At 69.1% G+C, this 15038-nt stretch carries 14 protein-coding genes and 1 pseudogene; 10 read left to right on the top strand and 5 right to left on the bottom strand.

Annotation, left to right across the window (positions count from 1 at the left end; genetic code table 11):
• The first annotated feature begins 8 nt into the window (after positions 1-8).
• The 5 genes and pseudogenes from DBY63_RS20940 to DBY63_RS25385 all read left to right on the top strand — a co-directional run.
• Positions 9-926, top strand: a complete 918-nt coding sequence (locus DBY63_RS20940) for an aldo/keto reductase (protein WP_108582794.1) — start codon at positions 9-11, stop codon at positions 924-926.
• Positions 927-2219, top strand: a complete 1293-nt coding sequence (locus DBY63_RS20935) for an MFS transporter (RefSeq protein WP_108582793.1) — start codon at positions 927-929, stop codon at positions 2217-2219.
• Between the two features lie 98 nt (positions 2220-2317).
• On the top strand, positions 2318-3436 hold the full coding sequence (locus DBY63_RS20930; protein ID WP_108582792.1) for a metallophosphoesterase: 1119 nt from the start codon (positions 2318-2320) through the stop codon (positions 3434-3436).
• Positions 3437-3634: 198 nt separating this feature from the next.
• Positions 3635-4588 (top strand): GlxA family transcriptional regulator, encoded by a 954-nt coding sequence (locus tag DBY63_RS20925; RefSeq protein WP_177411486.1) that lies wholly within the window; start codon positions 3635-3637, stop codon positions 4586-4588.
• An 86-nt stretch (positions 4589-4674) separates the two neighbouring features.
• Positions 4675-5460, top strand: a pseudogene (locus DBY63_RS25385) (winged helix-turn-helix domain-containing protein); the annotation flags it as partial.
• A 621-nt stretch (positions 5461-6081) separates the two neighbouring features.
• On the opposite strand, the gene DBY63_RS20915 reads toward DBY63_RS25385, so the two are convergent.
• The 4 genes from DBY63_RS20915 to DBY63_RS20900 all read right to left on the bottom strand — a co-directional run bounded on the left by DBY63_RS20915 (position 6082) and on the right by DBY63_RS20900 (position 9513).
• The gene (locus DBY63_RS20915) at positions 6082-6522 is read right to left on the bottom strand and encodes an AraC family transcriptional regulator (protein WP_044342902.1); all 441 of its coding nucleotides are present in this window, start codon (positions 6520-6522) and stop codon (positions 6082-6084) included.
• A gap of 115 nt (positions 6523-6637) precedes the next feature.
• Positions 6638-7225: a VTT domain-containing protein gene (locus DBY63_RS20910; protein WP_007161531.1), complete on the bottom strand. Its 588-nt coding sequence runs from the start codon at positions 7223-7225 to the stop codon at positions 6638-6640.
• Between the two features lie 179 nt (positions 7226-7404).
• Complete coding sequence (locus tag DBY63_RS20905) at positions 7405-8127, bottom strand: pirin family protein (RefSeq protein WP_027599152.1); 723 nt, start codon at positions 8125-8127, stop codon at positions 7405-7407.
• A 159-nt stretch (positions 8128-8286) separates the two neighbouring features.
• Complete coding sequence (locus DBY63_RS20900) at positions 8287-9513, bottom strand: MFS transporter (RefSeq protein ID WP_108582789.1); 1227 nt, start codon at positions 9511-9513, stop codon at positions 8287-8289.
• 97 nt (positions 9514-9610) lie between these two features.
• On the opposite strand from DBY63_RS20900, the gene DBY63_RS20895 reads away from it, so the two are divergent.
• Positions 9611-10531 carry a LysR family transcriptional regulator gene (locus DBY63_RS20895; RefSeq protein ID WP_108582788.1) on the top strand — a complete coding sequence of 307 codons (921 nt, stop codon included), beginning with the start codon at positions 9611-9613 and terminating at the stop codon, positions 10529-10531.
• A 37-nt stretch (positions 10532-10568) separates the two neighbouring features.
• Here the strand turns inward: DBY63_RS20895 and DBY63_RS20890 are convergent, their stop codons facing one another.
• Positions 10569-10979, bottom strand: a complete 411-nt coding sequence (locus tag DBY63_RS20890) for a DoxX family protein (RefSeq protein WP_042136548.1) — start codon at positions 10977-10979, stop codon at positions 10569-10571.
• 296 nt (positions 10980-11275) lie between these two features.
• Between DBY63_RS20890 and DBY63_RS20885 the strand changes: the two genes are divergently transcribed.
• Genes DBY63_RS20885 through DBY63_RS20870 form a run of 4 tightly spaced genes read left to right on the top strand, consistent with a single transcriptional unit; the run spans position 11276 to position 15036 of the window.
• A complete protein-coding gene (locus DBY63_RS20885; protein WP_027599156.1) occupies positions 11276-11701 on the top strand; it encodes a DoxX family protein in 426 nt (141 codons plus the stop codon).
• A complete protein-coding gene (locus DBY63_RS20880; RefSeq protein WP_108582787.1) occupies positions 11698-12327 on the top strand; it encodes an antibiotic biosynthesis monooxygenase in 630 nt (209 codons plus the stop codon). Before DBY63_RS20885 ends, DBY63_RS20880 begins: the two co-directional genes overlap by 4 nt.
• Entirely contained in the window at positions 12324-13142 is an 819-nt protein-coding gene (locus DBY63_RS20875) for an alpha/beta hydrolase (protein ID WP_108582786.1), read from the top strand. The genes DBY63_RS20880 and DBY63_RS20875 overlap by 4 nt, the downstream gene beginning before the upstream one ends.
• Positions 13143-13194: 52 nt before the next feature.
• A complete protein-coding gene (locus DBY63_RS20870; RefSeq protein ID WP_108582785.1) occupies positions 13195-15036 on the top strand; it encodes an amidohydrolase in 1842 nt (613 codons plus the stop codon).
• Positions 15037-15038 lie beyond the last annotated feature (2 nt).

Genomic DNA, 15038 nt, shown 5'->3' with positions numbered 1-15038 from the left:
GGCCCGCCATGCCGACCCGTCGCCATTTCCTGCAGACCACCACCGCCCTGGCTGCGGCCGTGACCGCCGCGCCCTGGCTGTGGCAAAGTGCCCAGGCCGCCGAGCCGCTGCTGACCCGCAAGATCCCGCGCACCGGCGAGGCGCTGCCCGTCATCGGCCTGGGCACCTCGGGCAATCTCGATGTCGACCTGAACGACGCCACCCTGGCGCCGCTGCAGGAGGTGCTCAAGGCGTTGCTCGACGGCGGTGGCACCCTCATCGATACCGCGCCCAGCTATGGCAACTCCGAACGGGTGGCCGGCGAGCTGGTCAGGCGGGCCCAGGCCCGCGACAAGGTCTTTCTCGCCACCAAGATTTCCTCTACCGGCCGCGAACGCGGCGCGGCGCAACTGGCCGCCAGCTTCAAGGCCCTGCAGACCGAGCGCCTGGATCTGGTCCAGGTGCACAACCTGCAGGACACCGCCAACCAGCTGGCCCTGCTGCGCGAACAGCAGCAGGCCGGCAAGGTGCGCTACGTGGGCGTCACCCATTATCGCGAAGCGGCGCTGGACGATCTGCTCGCTACCTTGAAAAAGGAAAAGGTCGACTTCGTGCAGTTCAACTATTCCGTGGGCGAGCGCGAAGCCGAAAAACGCCTGCTGCCCTATTGCCGCGACCAGGGCATCGCCGTGCTGATCAATAGGCCCTTCCAGCGCGGCAACCTGCTCTCCGGCACCCGTGGCAAGCCACTGCCGCCGCTGGCCGCCGAACTGGGCGCGACCAGCTGGGCGCAGCTGCTGCTCAAGTTCATCCTCGCCGACCCGGCGGTGACCGCGGTGATCCCCGCCACCAGCAATCCGCGCTACATGGTCGACAACCTCCAGGCCGGACGCGGGCGGCTGCCCGATGCGCGCCAGCGCGAGGCCATCGCCGGGCTGTTCGCCTAGATGAAGGACTGGCTCGGTCGCGTCCTCGACGCCCGCGCCGGTGAGTCGTCCGCGGCCCTGGCGGGCTTTGCGCTGTTTCTCTGCCTGTTCGCCGGCTACTTCATGCTGCGGCCGATCCGCGAGGCCATGGGCATCGCCGGCGGCGTGGAGAATCTGCAGTGGCTGTTCACCGCCACCTTTGTGGTGATGCTGCTCGCCGTGCCGCTGTTCGCCTGGCTCAATTCGCGGGTGGCGCGGATTCGCTTCGTTGACTGGGTCTATGGCTTCTTCGCGCTCAACCTCCTGGCCTTCGCCGCCTGCTTCGCAAGCTTAGGCGACAGCGTCTGGCTGGCACGCACCTTCTATGTCTGGATCTCGGTCTACAACCTCTTCGTGGTCTCGGTGGCCTGGAGTCTGATGGCCGATGTCTTCGACGGCGCCCAGGCGCGGCGGTTGTTCGCCTTCATCGCCGCCGGGGCCAGTGTCGGCGGGCTGCTCGGGCCGGTGCTGGCCGCCGCCCTGGCGCCCCTGATCGGCGAAGCGGGCCTGGCGCTGCTGGCCGCCGCGCTGCTGCTCCTGGCGCTCAGGCTCAAGGCCTATCTGATGGGCTGGCGCGAGACCCGCGGTGCCGGACGCCCGGGTGCGCCGCCGACCGAAAGCCCACGTCGCCCGGTGGCCGGCAATCCCTTCAGCGGCCTGACCCGGGTGCTGGCCTCGCCCTATCTACTGGCGGTGAGCGCCTTCGTCATCCTGCTGGCCACGGTCAGCACCTTTCTCTACTTCGAGCAGGCGCGACTGGTGGCCGAGCTGTTTCCCGATCGCGCCCGCCAGGTGCAGGTGTTCGGCCTGCTGGACTTCGTGGTCCAGGCCGGTGCCCTGGTCAGCCAGGTGCTGATCACCGGCCGCCTGGCCCAGCGCTTGGGCGTGCGCGTCCTGCTGGCCGGGGTGCCGCTGCTGATGTGCATCGGCTTCCTGGGCCTCGCGCTGCTGCCCACCTTCGCCATGCTGGCGGGGCTGATGATCGTCAGGCGGATCGGCGAATACGCCTTCATCCGCCCGGGCCGCGAGATGCTCTTCGCGCCGCTGGACGCCGAGACCCAGTACAAGGCCAAGAACTTCATCGACACCGTGGTCTATCGCGCCGGTGACGCCGCCAGCGGCTGGGCCAAGAGTCTGCTGGATCTGCTCGGCCACGGCGCCTGGCTGCCGGCGCTGGTGGGCGCCGGCTGCGCGGCGCTCTGGGCCTGGCTCGGCTTCTACCTGGGGCGGCGGGCGGATCAGGCGGCCCAGGCCGGCGAGGCGGAGCCGCGCTGAATGCCGGCTGAATCGTTGTAGCTGGAAACACACCGGGGCTCCGAGGGGCGACCGGCGGGGTGCTAAGGTAAGACCTCTTCCTCGCCTCAGGGCCCTCCATGTTCCGCTCCCGCGCCATGATGTATCTGGTTCTCTTCGCCCTGCACCTGTTCATCGGCCTCAGCGTCATCGGTGACCTCGGGCTGACGCCGGCCGCCCAGCTACCCTTCTGGGCCCTGCTGCTGCTGTCCTTCGTCCTGGTGCCCCTGGGCTTTCGTTCGCGGGACATGAATTCGCGCCTGCTGGCCTGGGCGGCGCTGATCGCCATGGGCGTGTTCTCCAGCCTGGCGGTGTTCAGCCTGCTGCGCGGTCTGGTGGTGGCCCTGGCCAGCCTCATCGGTCAGCCGCTGGACGCCGCCTGGCGCGTCGGCAGTGCCTGGGCGGTGCTGGGACTGGTGCTGCTGGTGGCCCTGCGCAGCGTCTACAACGCCCGCCGCACGGCCAGGGTCAAGGAAGTGGAAGTGGCCTTGCCCAGCCTGCCCTCCGGCCTGGACGGACTGCGCATCGTGCAACTGAGCGACCTGCACATCGGCCCGACCATCAAGGCCGGCTATCTGCAACGCATCGTCGACCGGGTCAACGGCCTGGACGCCGATCTGGTGGCCATCACCGGTGACCTGGTGGACGGCAGCGTGGCTGAACTGCAGCACGAATTCCTGCCGCTGCAAGGGCTCAAGGCGCGCTTGGGCACCTACGCCATCACCGGCAACCACGAATACTATTCCGGCGCCGAAGCCTGGGTGCGCACCTGGCGCGACCAGGGCCTGACCGTGCTGCTCGACGAGCATCGGGTGCTGCAGCACCAGGGCACGCCCTTCGTGCTGGCCGGCATCACCGACTACTCGGCGCCGCTCTATGTGCCCAGCCACCGCAGCGACGCCGCCGCCGCCTTCGCCGGCACCCCGGAAGGCCTGTTCCGCCTGCTGCTGGCCCACCAGCCGCGCTCGGCGCCCAAGGCCGAAGCCGCCGGCGCCGATCTGCAGCTCTCCGGCCACACCCACGGCGGCCAGTTCTGGCCCTGGATGCACTTCGTGCGCCTGCAGCAACCCTGGGTGGCCGGCATCCACCGCCTGGGTCGACTGACCGTCTACATCAGCCGCGGCACTGGCTACTGGGGCCCGCCGATGCGTTTCGGCGCGCCGAGCGAGATCACCCTGATCAGGTTGCGGCGGGGGTAGCGCCAATAGCCGGTCCACAAGAACCCTGAGCCAGAGGCCTTCCTTTCGTTGGCCCCTGATCGCGCGTGGCAAAAGGTAGATAGATGGCCTTTTGCTACTGCTTGTCCTCGGGGGACAGATCCTTATCCTCGTCCCTACCGTCACCCGGACGCTCCAGCGTCCAAGGACAAACTGCAACACGGATAAGGATGTATCGCCATGACGAGGACAGTGGCTTTCTTGCTGGTCCCCGAGGTGCTGATGCTGGATTTCGCCGGGCCGGTGGAGGTGTTCTCCATCGCCAATCGCTATCTGCCGGCGGCCGACCACTATCGCATCGTGACCATCGCCGCGGGGCGGCGGCGGACCCTGCGTTGTTCGAATGGCATGACGATACGCACGGAGCTCACCACCCAGCAAACGCCGGGGGCCTACGACCTGCTGCTGGTGCCCGGCGGGCCGGGTGCCTATCTGGAGCCCCATCCCGACGTCGCGGCCTGGCTACGGCAGGTGCCCGCGCAGTGCCCGCGCTACGGGGCGGTCTGCACCGGCACCTTTCTGCTCGGCAGCGCCGGTCTGCTCGATGGCCGGCGGGTGACCACCCACTGGAATTATCGCGAACGCCTGGCGCGCCGTTTTCCCCGCGCCCAGGTGACCGCCGACGAGATCTACCTGAGCGACGGCCCGCTGCTCACCTCGGCCGGAGTCACCGCCGGCATCGACCTGGCGCTGGCGCTGGTGGCCGAAGACCACGGCAAGGCCATCGCCCGGGAGGTGGCCAAGGTGCTGGTGGTGGTGACCCAGCGGCAGGGCAAGCAGGCCCAGTTCAGTCCGCTGTTCGACGAGCCGGAGGCGACCACCGCCATCACCCGGGTGCAGCAGCATGTCGTAGCGAACATCGACCAGGCCTATTCGATCAGCCGGCTCGCCGAACTCGCCACCATGGGCACCCGCAACTTCGCCCGGGTGTTCAAGCGCGACACCGGCATGACGCCCCTGGAGTTCGTGCTCAGGGCGCGCATCGATCATGCGCGCGAATTGCTGGAGACCTCCGAGCTGCCGCTGAAGACCGTGGCCTTTCGCAGCGGCTTCGCCAGCGATCGCTGCATGCGCGCCGCCTTCCAGAGCCATCTGGGGCTGACCCCGGCGCAGTACCGCTACCAGTTCAGCTGAACGCAGCTGCGGATGGCGGTATCACGCCCATCGATGGCAGCTTCTGGCCGTAGATCGTCATACGCCTTGCCTGGGCAGCGGCCAGAATGGTCATACCTATCGGCAAGGAGAGGCGCCTACCGGTGAGGGGGCTGCGGAGCCAGGTGCCCGCAGGACCCGCAGCGAGGGGGCGCGACATGGTCATGCAAGAGCCCAAGTCCCTGGAAGACGCCAGTGCCTTCCGCTTCTGCGGCCTGGTCCTGGATGCGCGCCGGCGCCTGCTGCTGGATGGCGAGCGGCCGCTGCCCCTGAGTGGGCGCGCACTGGATATCCTGCGGGTGCTGCTGGAGCACCCCGGCGAGCTGGTCGGCAAGCAAACCCTGATGGCCCGGGTCTGGCCCGGCGCCGTCGTCGAGGACATCAATCTGCGGGTGCACATCTCTGCCCTGCGCCGGGTGCTGCGGCCCTACAGCGATCGGGATCCCATTCTCAGCGCCCGGCAGCGCGGCTACGGCTTCGCCCTGGCGGTGGAGCGCCTGAACGAAGCGGACCTCACGCCGCTGGCCGAGACGCCGCTGCCCCTGACGCCCCTGGAAGGGCGCGACACCAGCCTGGTCGAATTGCGTCGCCTGCTCGCGCAACGTCGCCTGGTGTCGGTGGTGGGCACCGGCGGTGTCGGCAAGTCGCTGCTGGTCCAGCACCTGCTGCCCACGCTGGAAGACTTCGCCGACGGGATCCAGAGTCTCGATCTTGCGGCGCTGGGCCACATGATGGCGCTGGTGGACCGTCTCGCCAGTGACCTGGGCCTGGCCAGCGGTAGTGGCCTGCCGGCGCTGCAGGAGGCGCTGGCCACGCGGCGCCTGCTGCTGGTGCTGGACAACGCCGAGCGCCTGGTCGAACCCGCGGCCTGGCTGGTGGAAAACCTGCTGCAGGGCTGTCCGCAACTCAGGGTACTGGTCACCAGTCGCGAAGCCCTGCGGGTGGAAGGCGAGGCCGTGTTGCGCCTGGCGCCGCTGCCGGTCGCGCAACCACCCGCGCGGCAACTGCGCGACGCCATGCGCGAGCCGGCCTTTCGCCTGTTCGTCCGACGTGCCCGGGCGCGCCTGCCGGGGCTGCAGCTGCGGCCGGCCGACGTGCAGCTGGTGGGCGAGATCTGCCGCCGCAGCGAAGGCGTGCCCCTCGCGCTGGAGATCCTGGCCGAGCAGGTGGCGGCGCTGGGCCTGGCGGGGGTACTGGCGCAACTCGACGGCGGCTATTACCTGAGCGTGGCCGGACGGCGCACGGCGGCGCAACGCCAGCGCAGCCTTGGCGCCATGCTCGACTGGAGTCTGCACAGCCTGAGCGAGTCGGAATTCGCCGTGCTGGCGACCCTGGCCGAGGCCGGCGAGCGCTTCAGTCGTCAGCAGGCCCTGCGCCTGGCGGCGCAGCGCGGGCTGGAGGAGGCCTTGTTCATTCCCCTGCTGGGGCAACTGGTGGACAAGTCGCTGATCCTGGTGGAAGGCAGCGGGGCGGCCCTAGGCTACCGCCTGCTGGCCATGCTGCGGCTGCACCTGCGCCAGTTCCGTCAGCAACCGCCGCTCCAGGGCCTGCTGTTGCCAGGCCAGCGGCGGGACCCCGACGGCGCGGGTGAACACCCGGCTCAGATGCGCCTGATCGAAGAAGCCGCACTCCAGGGCGATCGCCGCCAGGGGTAGTCGGTGCTCGGCGAGCAGGTGCCGGGCACGGTCGATGCGTTGCTGGCGCAACCATTCCAGGGGGGCGAGTCCGGCGCTGAGCTTGAACTGGCGGGTGAAGTGACTGCGCGACAGGCCGCAGACGGAGGCGACCTGGCTGACGCTGATGCCGCGCTCCAGATGCTGCAGCAGGACTTCCTTGGCCAGCCGTTCCTGCCAGGCTGCCAAACCGACCAGTCGGGTACTGGATAGAGCCAGGGTGCTATCGACGGTCATGGACATGGCGCTCTCCCTATCAAACCAGCCGCGTGGCGCGACCGCCTGGATGAGAATGATTCCGTGCAGTTGTCTGACGTGCGAGTTGGCTATCGTTAATTAGCGTTAAGACGGCAACCGTCTAGGCGCAATACTGTCGCGACGGACTTGGCCGAGCGTGCCGGCGGGCCAGCAGGTGCCAGCCCAGCAGGGCGAGGCCGAGCAGACCGGCGAGCAGCAGGGGCGCCGGGCCATAGGCCTGGAGTCCGTCGAGCAGGGCCAGGATGTGCGCCTCGAACAGCCGACCCAGGGCCAGGCCGGAGCCGATCCACAGGGTGGCGCCGCCCAGGTCGTAGGCCAGGAAGCGCCGCAGGGGCATGGCACTGGCCCCGGCGCTGAGGGTGGCGAGGGCCGCGGCGCCGGGAATGAACTTGGCCACCAGTAGCAGGCCGGGCAAGCGGGTGGCGGCCGGGACATGCCCCGGCAGATGGCGCAGCAGCCAGGCACCATGCCGCCGACCGGCCCAGTACCAGAGCAGATCGGCCACCCCGGTGACCGCCACGGTAGCCAGAAGCGCCAGGAGCAATTCGGCCTCATCGGCCGCCGCGCCCATCACCACCAGCGAGGGATAGGCCGGTACCGGCAGGCCCAGCTGTTCGCCAAAGACGTTCAGCGTCAGCCAGAGGGTGGCGTTACCGGCCACCAGGGAGGTCAGGGCTTGGGTGCTCATGGCGCGTTCTCGGCAAGGGGAGGCCGAGTGAGCGGCCTCCTAGCGCAAGCGGGGCATACGATTTCGCGAGCTAGAGCCAAACAAGGCGAAAAGACCTGAGGAAGCGGAGTTTACGAGTGGTAAATGAGCATTCCGAAGGTCTTTTCAACGCAGTGTGGCCGACGCGCAGCAAATCGTAGTCAGGGCATTTGCGGCAGTTCGTTGGGCCGCAGATCGAACACCAGCACCTCGGCGTCGGTGCCGTGGGCCAGCTGCAGCTCGCGTTCGCCGCGCAGCCTTGCGCCGTCACCGGCCTGCAGCAGGACGCCGTTCAGCTCCAGGCTGCCGCGGGCGACGTGCACATAGGCATGGCGCTCGGGGGCCAGTTGCAGGCGGGCGCTCTCGCTGCCGTCGAACAGCCCGGCGTAGACGCGGGCGTCCTGGCGCACTTCCAGCGAACCCTCGGCGCCGTCCGGCGAGATGATCAGGGCCAGGCGACCACGCTTGGCCGCGGTGCTGAAGTGCTGCTGCTGGTAGCGCGGTTCGGCGCGGCGCACGTTGGGCACGATCCAGATCTGCAGGAAGTGCACCCGCTCGCTTGCGGAGTGGTTGTACTCGCTGTGGCTGACGCCGCTGCCGGCGCTCATCAGCTGGACGTCACCGGGGCGGATCACCGAGCCGGTGCCCAGGCTGTCCTGGTGCTCCAGGGCGCCTTCGAGCACGTAGGAGAAGATCTCCATGTCGCGATGCGGGTGCTCGCCGAAGCCCTGGCCCCCGGTCACGGTGTCGTCGTTGATCACCAGCAGGTCGGAAAAGCCCTGTTCCGCCGGATTGCGGTAGCTGGCGAAGGAAAAGGTGTGGAAGGACTTGAGCCAGCCGTGGTTGGCGGCGCCGCGATCGGAAGCTTTACGAATGGCCAGCATGATGAGGCTCCTTGTCTGAAGGGGGCGCGGTCTGTACCGACGCCATGGAAGTCATCCTACTGTGGCGCTGCGGTTTGATTAACGGGCTGGGAGGAGAATGGTCGTCCTATCCTGGTTGACGATGCCTCGAGCTGGGTGGCGTCAGATCCTGGTCCGCGATCACCGAACCGGGCGCGGACGGCCAGGCCAGAGCCGTACCGCCAGGGCCAGCAGGGCGGTGGCCAGCGCCAGGCCGGCGACGCCACTCCAGCCCAGCCGGGCCAGCAGCAGGCTGCCCAGGGCGGCACCGCTGGCCATGCCGATGAACATGCCGGTGAAGAGCACCGCGTTGAGTCGGCTGCGCGCCTCGGGCTCCAGGCCGTAGACCTGGGCCTGGTGGGCGATCAGGGTGGCCTGGACGCCCAGGTCGAAGACCACCGTCGCCAGCGCCAGCAGCACCAGACCGGTCACGCCCGGTAGCCAGGGCAGCAGGAGCAGGCTGGCGAAGGCCAGGGCCGCCAGGCCGATGCCCAGCCGCGTTACCCACTCCGAGCCATGGCGATCCGCCAGGCGGCCGGCCCAGGGCGCGGCCAGGGCACCGGCGGCACCGGCCAGGCCGAAGGCGCCGGCGGCGGCGCTGCCCAGCTGGAAGGGCCCGGCGTGCAGATAGAGGGCGAGGGTCGACCAGAAGGCGCTGAAGCCGACCGACAGCAGGCCTTGCGCCAGGGTCGCCCGGCGCAGGGCGGCATGGCGGCGCCAGAGCGCGCCCAGGGAGCCGAGCAGGGCCGGATAGCTGAGTTGGGTGGTGGCGGCGAAGGCGGGCAGGCCGCGCCAGACCGCCACGCCGATGGCGGCGATGCTCAGGGCGGCGAACAGATAGACCGCCCGCCAGCCAAGCCACTCGCCCACCAGGCCGCTGACCACCCGGGATAGCAGGATGCCCAGCAGCAGGCCGGTCATCACCGTGCCGACGATGCGTCCGCGCTCGGCCGGCGGCGCCAGGGTCGCGGCGGCGGGCACCAGGTCCTGGGCCACGGTGGCGGCCAGCCCGGTCACCAGGCTGGCCAGCAGCAGCCCGTGCAGGCCCGGCGCCAGGCTGGCGCCCAGCAGCGCCAGCAGCAGTACGGCCAATTTGGCCAGGATGATGCGACGGCGGTCGAAGCGATCACCCAGGGGTGCGAGCAGCAGCAGACCCAGGGCATAGCCGAGCTGGGTGAGGGTGGGGATCAGCCCGACGTCGGCAGCGGGCGCGGGCAGGGCACTGGCCAGGGTGCCCAGCAGGGGTTGGCTGTAATAGAGGTTGGCCACGCTGAGGCCGGCGCCGGTGGCCAGCAGGCCGAGCAGGGCAGGGGACAGGCCGGTACGGTGCGCTGAGGTCTGGCTATGCGGGAGTGGAATGTCGTTCATGGCGGTTCATCCGGTGGGAAGACGATGAGCGCATTCTCGACCAGAGCTGTCGCGACCTGTAGCCGAACGCCAGGTACAGGGGGTATACGTAGGCCGTATGAACAGTACCTTTTCTCACGACCGTCTCGACCTGCTGGAGACCTTCATCCGCATCGTCGAGGCCGGCAGTCTGTCGGCGGCCGCGCGTCAGCTCGGCACCACCCAGCCCACCGTCAGCCGACGGCTGCAGGCACTGGAAGCGGCGCTGCAGGTGCGTCTGGTGCAGCGTTCGACCCATGCCCTGCGCCTGACCGAGGATGGCCAGCGCTGCTATCGCCAGGCCCAGCAACTGCTCGGCGACTGGCAGGCCTTCGCCGCCGCCCTGCACGGCGCCCATGCCGAGCCCGAGGGACGGCTGCGGGTGGTGATGCCCCATGCCTTCGGTCAGGAGCAGTTGCTCGATCCCCTGGAGACCTATCTGCGGCGCTATCCGGGCATGCAGGTGGACTGGGTGCTCAGTGACCGCGCACCGAATTTCGTCGCCGATGGCGTCGACTGCGCGATTCGGGTGGGGGCGGTGGAGGATTCGGACACCGTGGCGGTGCGCCTGGGCGATGTCCAGCGCATCCTGGTGGCGGCGCCGGACCTGGCAGGCACGCTGAGGGCACCCGAGGAGCTGACGGCGCTGCCCTGGATCGCCATGACCCAGTTCTACCAGACCGAATTGCGCCTGCAGCTGGGTTCTTCTGGCGAAAGCCGGCTGATCCCCTTGCGGGCGCGGCTGGCCACCGAGAGTCTCTTCGTCGCCCGGCATGCCGCGGTGCGGGGACTGGGCTGCGCGGCGCTGTCGCACTGGATGGTACGCGAGGACGTCGCCGCGGGGCGCCTGGTACATCTGCTCCCCGAATGGCAGGCCACGCCCCTGCCGATTTATCTCATCTATCCCTACGCCCGGGTCTATCCGGCGCGACTGCGCCTGTTCCTCGAGCTGGTGCGCGAGGCCTGCGCCAGGATGCTGGATGTGACGGCGCCCGCCTGAACCCAAGGATCCAGGCGGGCGCAACGAGCGAGGGCGATCAGGCCAGCCGGGCCGCCCGCAGCGGTCGCCGGCCATCCAGGCTCAGGGCCCCGGCGCCGAAGGCCGCCACCTGCAGCAGGCCCCCGGCGATGGCGACGTTCTTGAGGAAGTGGATCAACTGATTCTGGTCGGCGAAGTGGCTGTGGAACACCAGGGCGGTGACCAGGGTGAAGGCGGCCATGGCCAGGGCCACCGGCCGGGTGCGATAGCCGATCAGCAGCAGGCTGGCGAGGCCCAGCTCCACCACCAGGGCGCCCAGGTAGGCGAGGTCCGGGAAAGGCAGGCCCATGGCGGCGATGTAGCCCTTGGTGGCGGCCGGGGCGAGCAGTTTGCCCACGCCACTGAACAGGAAGAGGCTGGCGAGCAGCAGGCGGCCGGTGGTGGCGGTGAGGGCTTGGGTGGTGTTCATCGTCAGCTGTCCTTTAAAGGTCTGGCATCCGGCTTGGATGCGATGGGCGCAGATTACTGTCCACCTTGAAATCGATTAAGTAGCTGGTCGGCGTTTTACCGTCACGCATGAGTTGACTGTTCGGCACGTTCAGGCCGCTGTTGTGACCTGAATCCTTTCACCTGCACGCCACAGCACAGGCGTACAAAAACCAGCACAGACGTCCAAGGCCGCTCCCCAGCGTCCGGGCGAAAGTCCGCCCCATCGACGGCGCGGGGCTTTTCTCGCAGCCGACTCTCTCATCAGGAGGATGGGCCATGCGCGAGACGCGACTGGATCTGGGACTCTTGTTCCTGCGCCTGGGTGGCGCCGGACTGCTCCTGGCGGTGCACGGCCTGCCCAAGGCGCTGCATTTCCGCCAGCAGCTTGGGCTGATCGAGGACCCGCTGCACCTGGGCGCCTGGCCGACCCTGGGTTTCGCCGTCTTCGCCGAGGTGCTCTGCCCGCTGTTGATCGCCCTCGGCTGGGCGACGCGCCTGGCCTGCCTGCCGATCCTGGGGCTGCTGCTGATCGCCCTGCTGGTGGTGCATCCGCAGTGGTCGCTGGAAGAGGGCCAGTTCGGCTGGCTGCTGCTGGTGCTGTTCGGCACCCTGGCACTCACCGGACCGGGTCGCTACTCGCTGGAGGCGCGGCTGGCCAGGCGTCACGCCGCCCAGGGCGGTTTCGCCAGGGCCCTGTCATGAGCGCCGCGCTCGGGCAGGACCCGCACCAGGCCCACGGCCGCATCGTCACCCTGGTGATCCGCCACCAGCCCCTGGCCGGCCAGCACCAGGCCTATCAGCGCTGGCTGCAGCGCGCGGTCACCGCCGCCCGCGCGGCCTGCGGTCACCTCGGCGTGGACGTCATCCCGCCGGCCGAGGAGGGCGCCGCCTTCACCACCCTGGTGCGCTTCGCCGACGTCGAACAACTGCAGGCCTGGCTGGCCTCGCCGGAGCGCCAGGCGCTGATCGCCGAGGTGGCGCCGCTGCTGCGCGAGGCCGATGCGCCCGAGGTGCATGCCGACGCCGAATTCTGGTTCACCCCGCCACGCCCCGGCGTGCGCCAGCCACCGGCCTGGAAGCAGGCGGTGCTCACCTACCTGGTCATCGCGCCCCTGACGATGCTGATCCCGCCGCTGTGGCAGCCGCTGTTCGCGCGCTATCCGCTGCTGGCCGGCCCGGTGCCCAGCAACCTGCTGATCACCCTGTGCATCGTGCCACTGGTGGTGTTCCTGATCATGCCGAGGGTGAGCCGCCTGTGCGCGCCCTGGCTCAACGCCCGCTCGGGCGCCTTTTCCACTCCCCCCACCGCTAGAGGCGAACAACCATGAGCACCTTTACCACCCGCGACGGCGTCGAGATCTATTTCAAGGACTGGGGCAGCGGCAAGCCCGTGCTGTTCAGCCACGGCTGGCCGCTTGACGCCGATATGTGGGACTACCAGATGCACCATCTGGCCGCCAACGGCTATCGCGCCATCGCCTTCGACCGCCGCGGTTTCGGGCGTTCCGGCCAGCCGTGGAACGGCTACGACTACGACACCTTCGCCGACGACATCAAGGAGCTGATCGAGCACCTGGACCTGCGCGACGTCACCCTGGTGGGCTTCTCCATGGGCGGTGGCGACGTCAGCCGCTACCTGGCGCGCCACGGTTCGGCGCGGGTCGCCAAGCTGGCGCTGCTCGGCGCCGTCACCCCGCTGTTCGGGCAGAAGCCGGACTTCCCCCAGGGCGTTGACCAGGGCGTCTTCGACGGTATCCGTGGTGGTCTGCTCAAGGACCGCGCCCAGTTCCTCGCCGACTTCGCCCCGGTCTTCTATGGCACCAACCAGGGCCAGCAGGTCTCCGCCGGGGTCTTCACCCAGACTCTCAACATCGCCCTCCTGGCGTCGCTGAAGGGCACCCTGGACTGCGTCACCGCCTTCTCGGAAACCGACTTCCGCCCGGACATGGCCAAGGTCGACGTACCCACCCTGGTGATCCACGGCGACGCCGACCAGGTGGTGCCCTTCGAAACCACCGGCAAGCTCGCCGCCCAGCTGATCCGCGGCGCCGAACTCAAGGTGTACGCCGGCGCGCCCCACGGCTTCGCGGTGACCCACGCCGAGCAGCTGAATCGCGACCTGCTGGCCTTCGTCGCCCGCTGAACCTTCCCGGGCGCCCTGCGCCCGGGCTTCTGACCCTGGTCCCGGAGGCCACATGCAATACGCCGATCTGATCCTGCACAACGGCAAGCTCCACACCGTCGATCCCGAGCGCCCCGAAGCGACCGCGGTCGCCATCAGGGACGGCGTCTTTATCGCCGTGGGCAGCGACAGCGACGTCATGGCCTATCGCGGCCCGGCCACCCAGGTGGTCGACCTGCGCGGGCGCCGCGCCATCCCCGGCCTCAATGATTCCCACCTGCACCTGATCCGTGGCGGCCTCAACTACAACCTGGAGCTGCGCTGGGAGGGCGTGCCCTCGCTGGCGGATGCCCTGCGCATGCTCAAGGACCAGGCCGAGCGCACCCCGGCGCCCCAGTGGGTGCGGGTTGTGGGCGGCTGGAACGAATTCCAGTTCGCCGAGCGCCGCCTGCCGACCCTGGACGAACTCAACCAGGCGGCGCCGGACACCCCGGTGTTCATTCTCCACCTCTACGACCGGGCGCTGCTCAATCGCGCCGCCCTGCGGGTCGTGGGCTACACCAGGGACACGCCCAATCCGCCAGGCGGCGAGATCCAGCGTGATGCCCGCGGCGAGCCCACCGGCATGCTCATCGCCCGGCCCAACGCCATGATCCTCTACGCCACCCTGGCCAAGGGACCCAAGCTGCCGCTGGAATACCAGGTCAATTCCACCCGCCAGTTCATGCGCGAACTCAATCGCCTGGGGCTGACCAGCGCCATCGACGCCGGCGGCGGCTTCCAGAACTACCCGGACGACTATCAGGTGATCCAGGAACTGGCCGACGCCGACCAGCTCACCGTGCGCATCGCCTACAACCTCTTCACCCAGCGACCCAAGGAAGAGCTGACCGACTTCAAGAACTGGACCAGCAGCGTCACCCTGCACCAGGGCACCGACTTCCTCCGCCACAACGGCGCCGGCGAGATGCTGGCCTTCTCGGCGGCCGACTTCGAGGACTTCCTCGAACCGCGCCCGGACCTGCCGCCCACCATGGAAGCCGATCTGGAACCCGTGGTGCGCCACCTGGTGGAGCAGCGCTGGCCGTTCCGCCTGCACGCCACCTACGACGAATCCATCTCGCGGATGCTCGACGTCTTCGAAAGGGTCAACCGCGACGTGCCCTTCAACGGCCTGCCCTGGTTCTTCGACCATGCCGAGACCATCAGCCCGCGCAACATCGAGCGGGTCAAGGCGCTGGGCGGCGGCATCGCCATCCAGGACCGCATGGCCTTCCAGGGCGAATACTTCGTCGACCGCTATGGCGCCCAGGCCGCCGAGCAGACCCCGCCGATCCAGCGGATGCTGGCCGAAGGCGTGCCGGTGGGCGCGGGAACCGACGCCACCCGCGTCTCCAGCTACAACCCCTGGACCTCGCTGTACTGGCTGGTCAGCGGCCGTACCGTCGGCGGCCTCGCGCTCTACCCGGAAGGCCTGCCACGGGCCACCGCGCTGCAGCTGTTCACTCAGGGCAGTGCCTGGTTCTCCTCGGAACAGGGCAAGAAGGGCCAGCTGCGGGTGGGCCAGCTGGCCGACGTGGCGGTGCTCTCGGCGGACTTCTTCACGGTCGAGGAAGAGGCCATCAAGCACCTGGAGTCGGTGCTCACCGTGGTTGGTGGCCGCATCGTCCATGGCGCCGAGGAATTCGATCGTCTGGGTCCGCCGCCCCTGCCGGTCACCCCGGACTGGTCGCCGGTGGTCAAGGTGCCCGGTCACTGGAAACCCGGTGCGCCCCTGCAGGCCGCCGTGCACCAGTGCGCCGGTGCCTGTGCCGTGCATGGCCACGGCCATGAGCGGGCGCGCCAGAGCCGGGTGCCGGTAAGCGACTTCAGTGGCTTCTGGGGCGCCTTCGGCTGCTCCTGCTTCAGCTTCTGAGG

Source organism: Pseudomonas sp. RIT411 (genome assembly GCF_003057735.2).
In the GTDB taxonomy this organism is placed as follows: domain Bacteria; phylum Pseudomonadota; class Gammaproteobacteria; order Pseudomonadales; family Pseudomonadaceae; genus Chryseomonas; species Chryseomonas oryzihabitans.
This window is presented reverse-complemented; position numbering and strand designations above follow the sequence as displayed.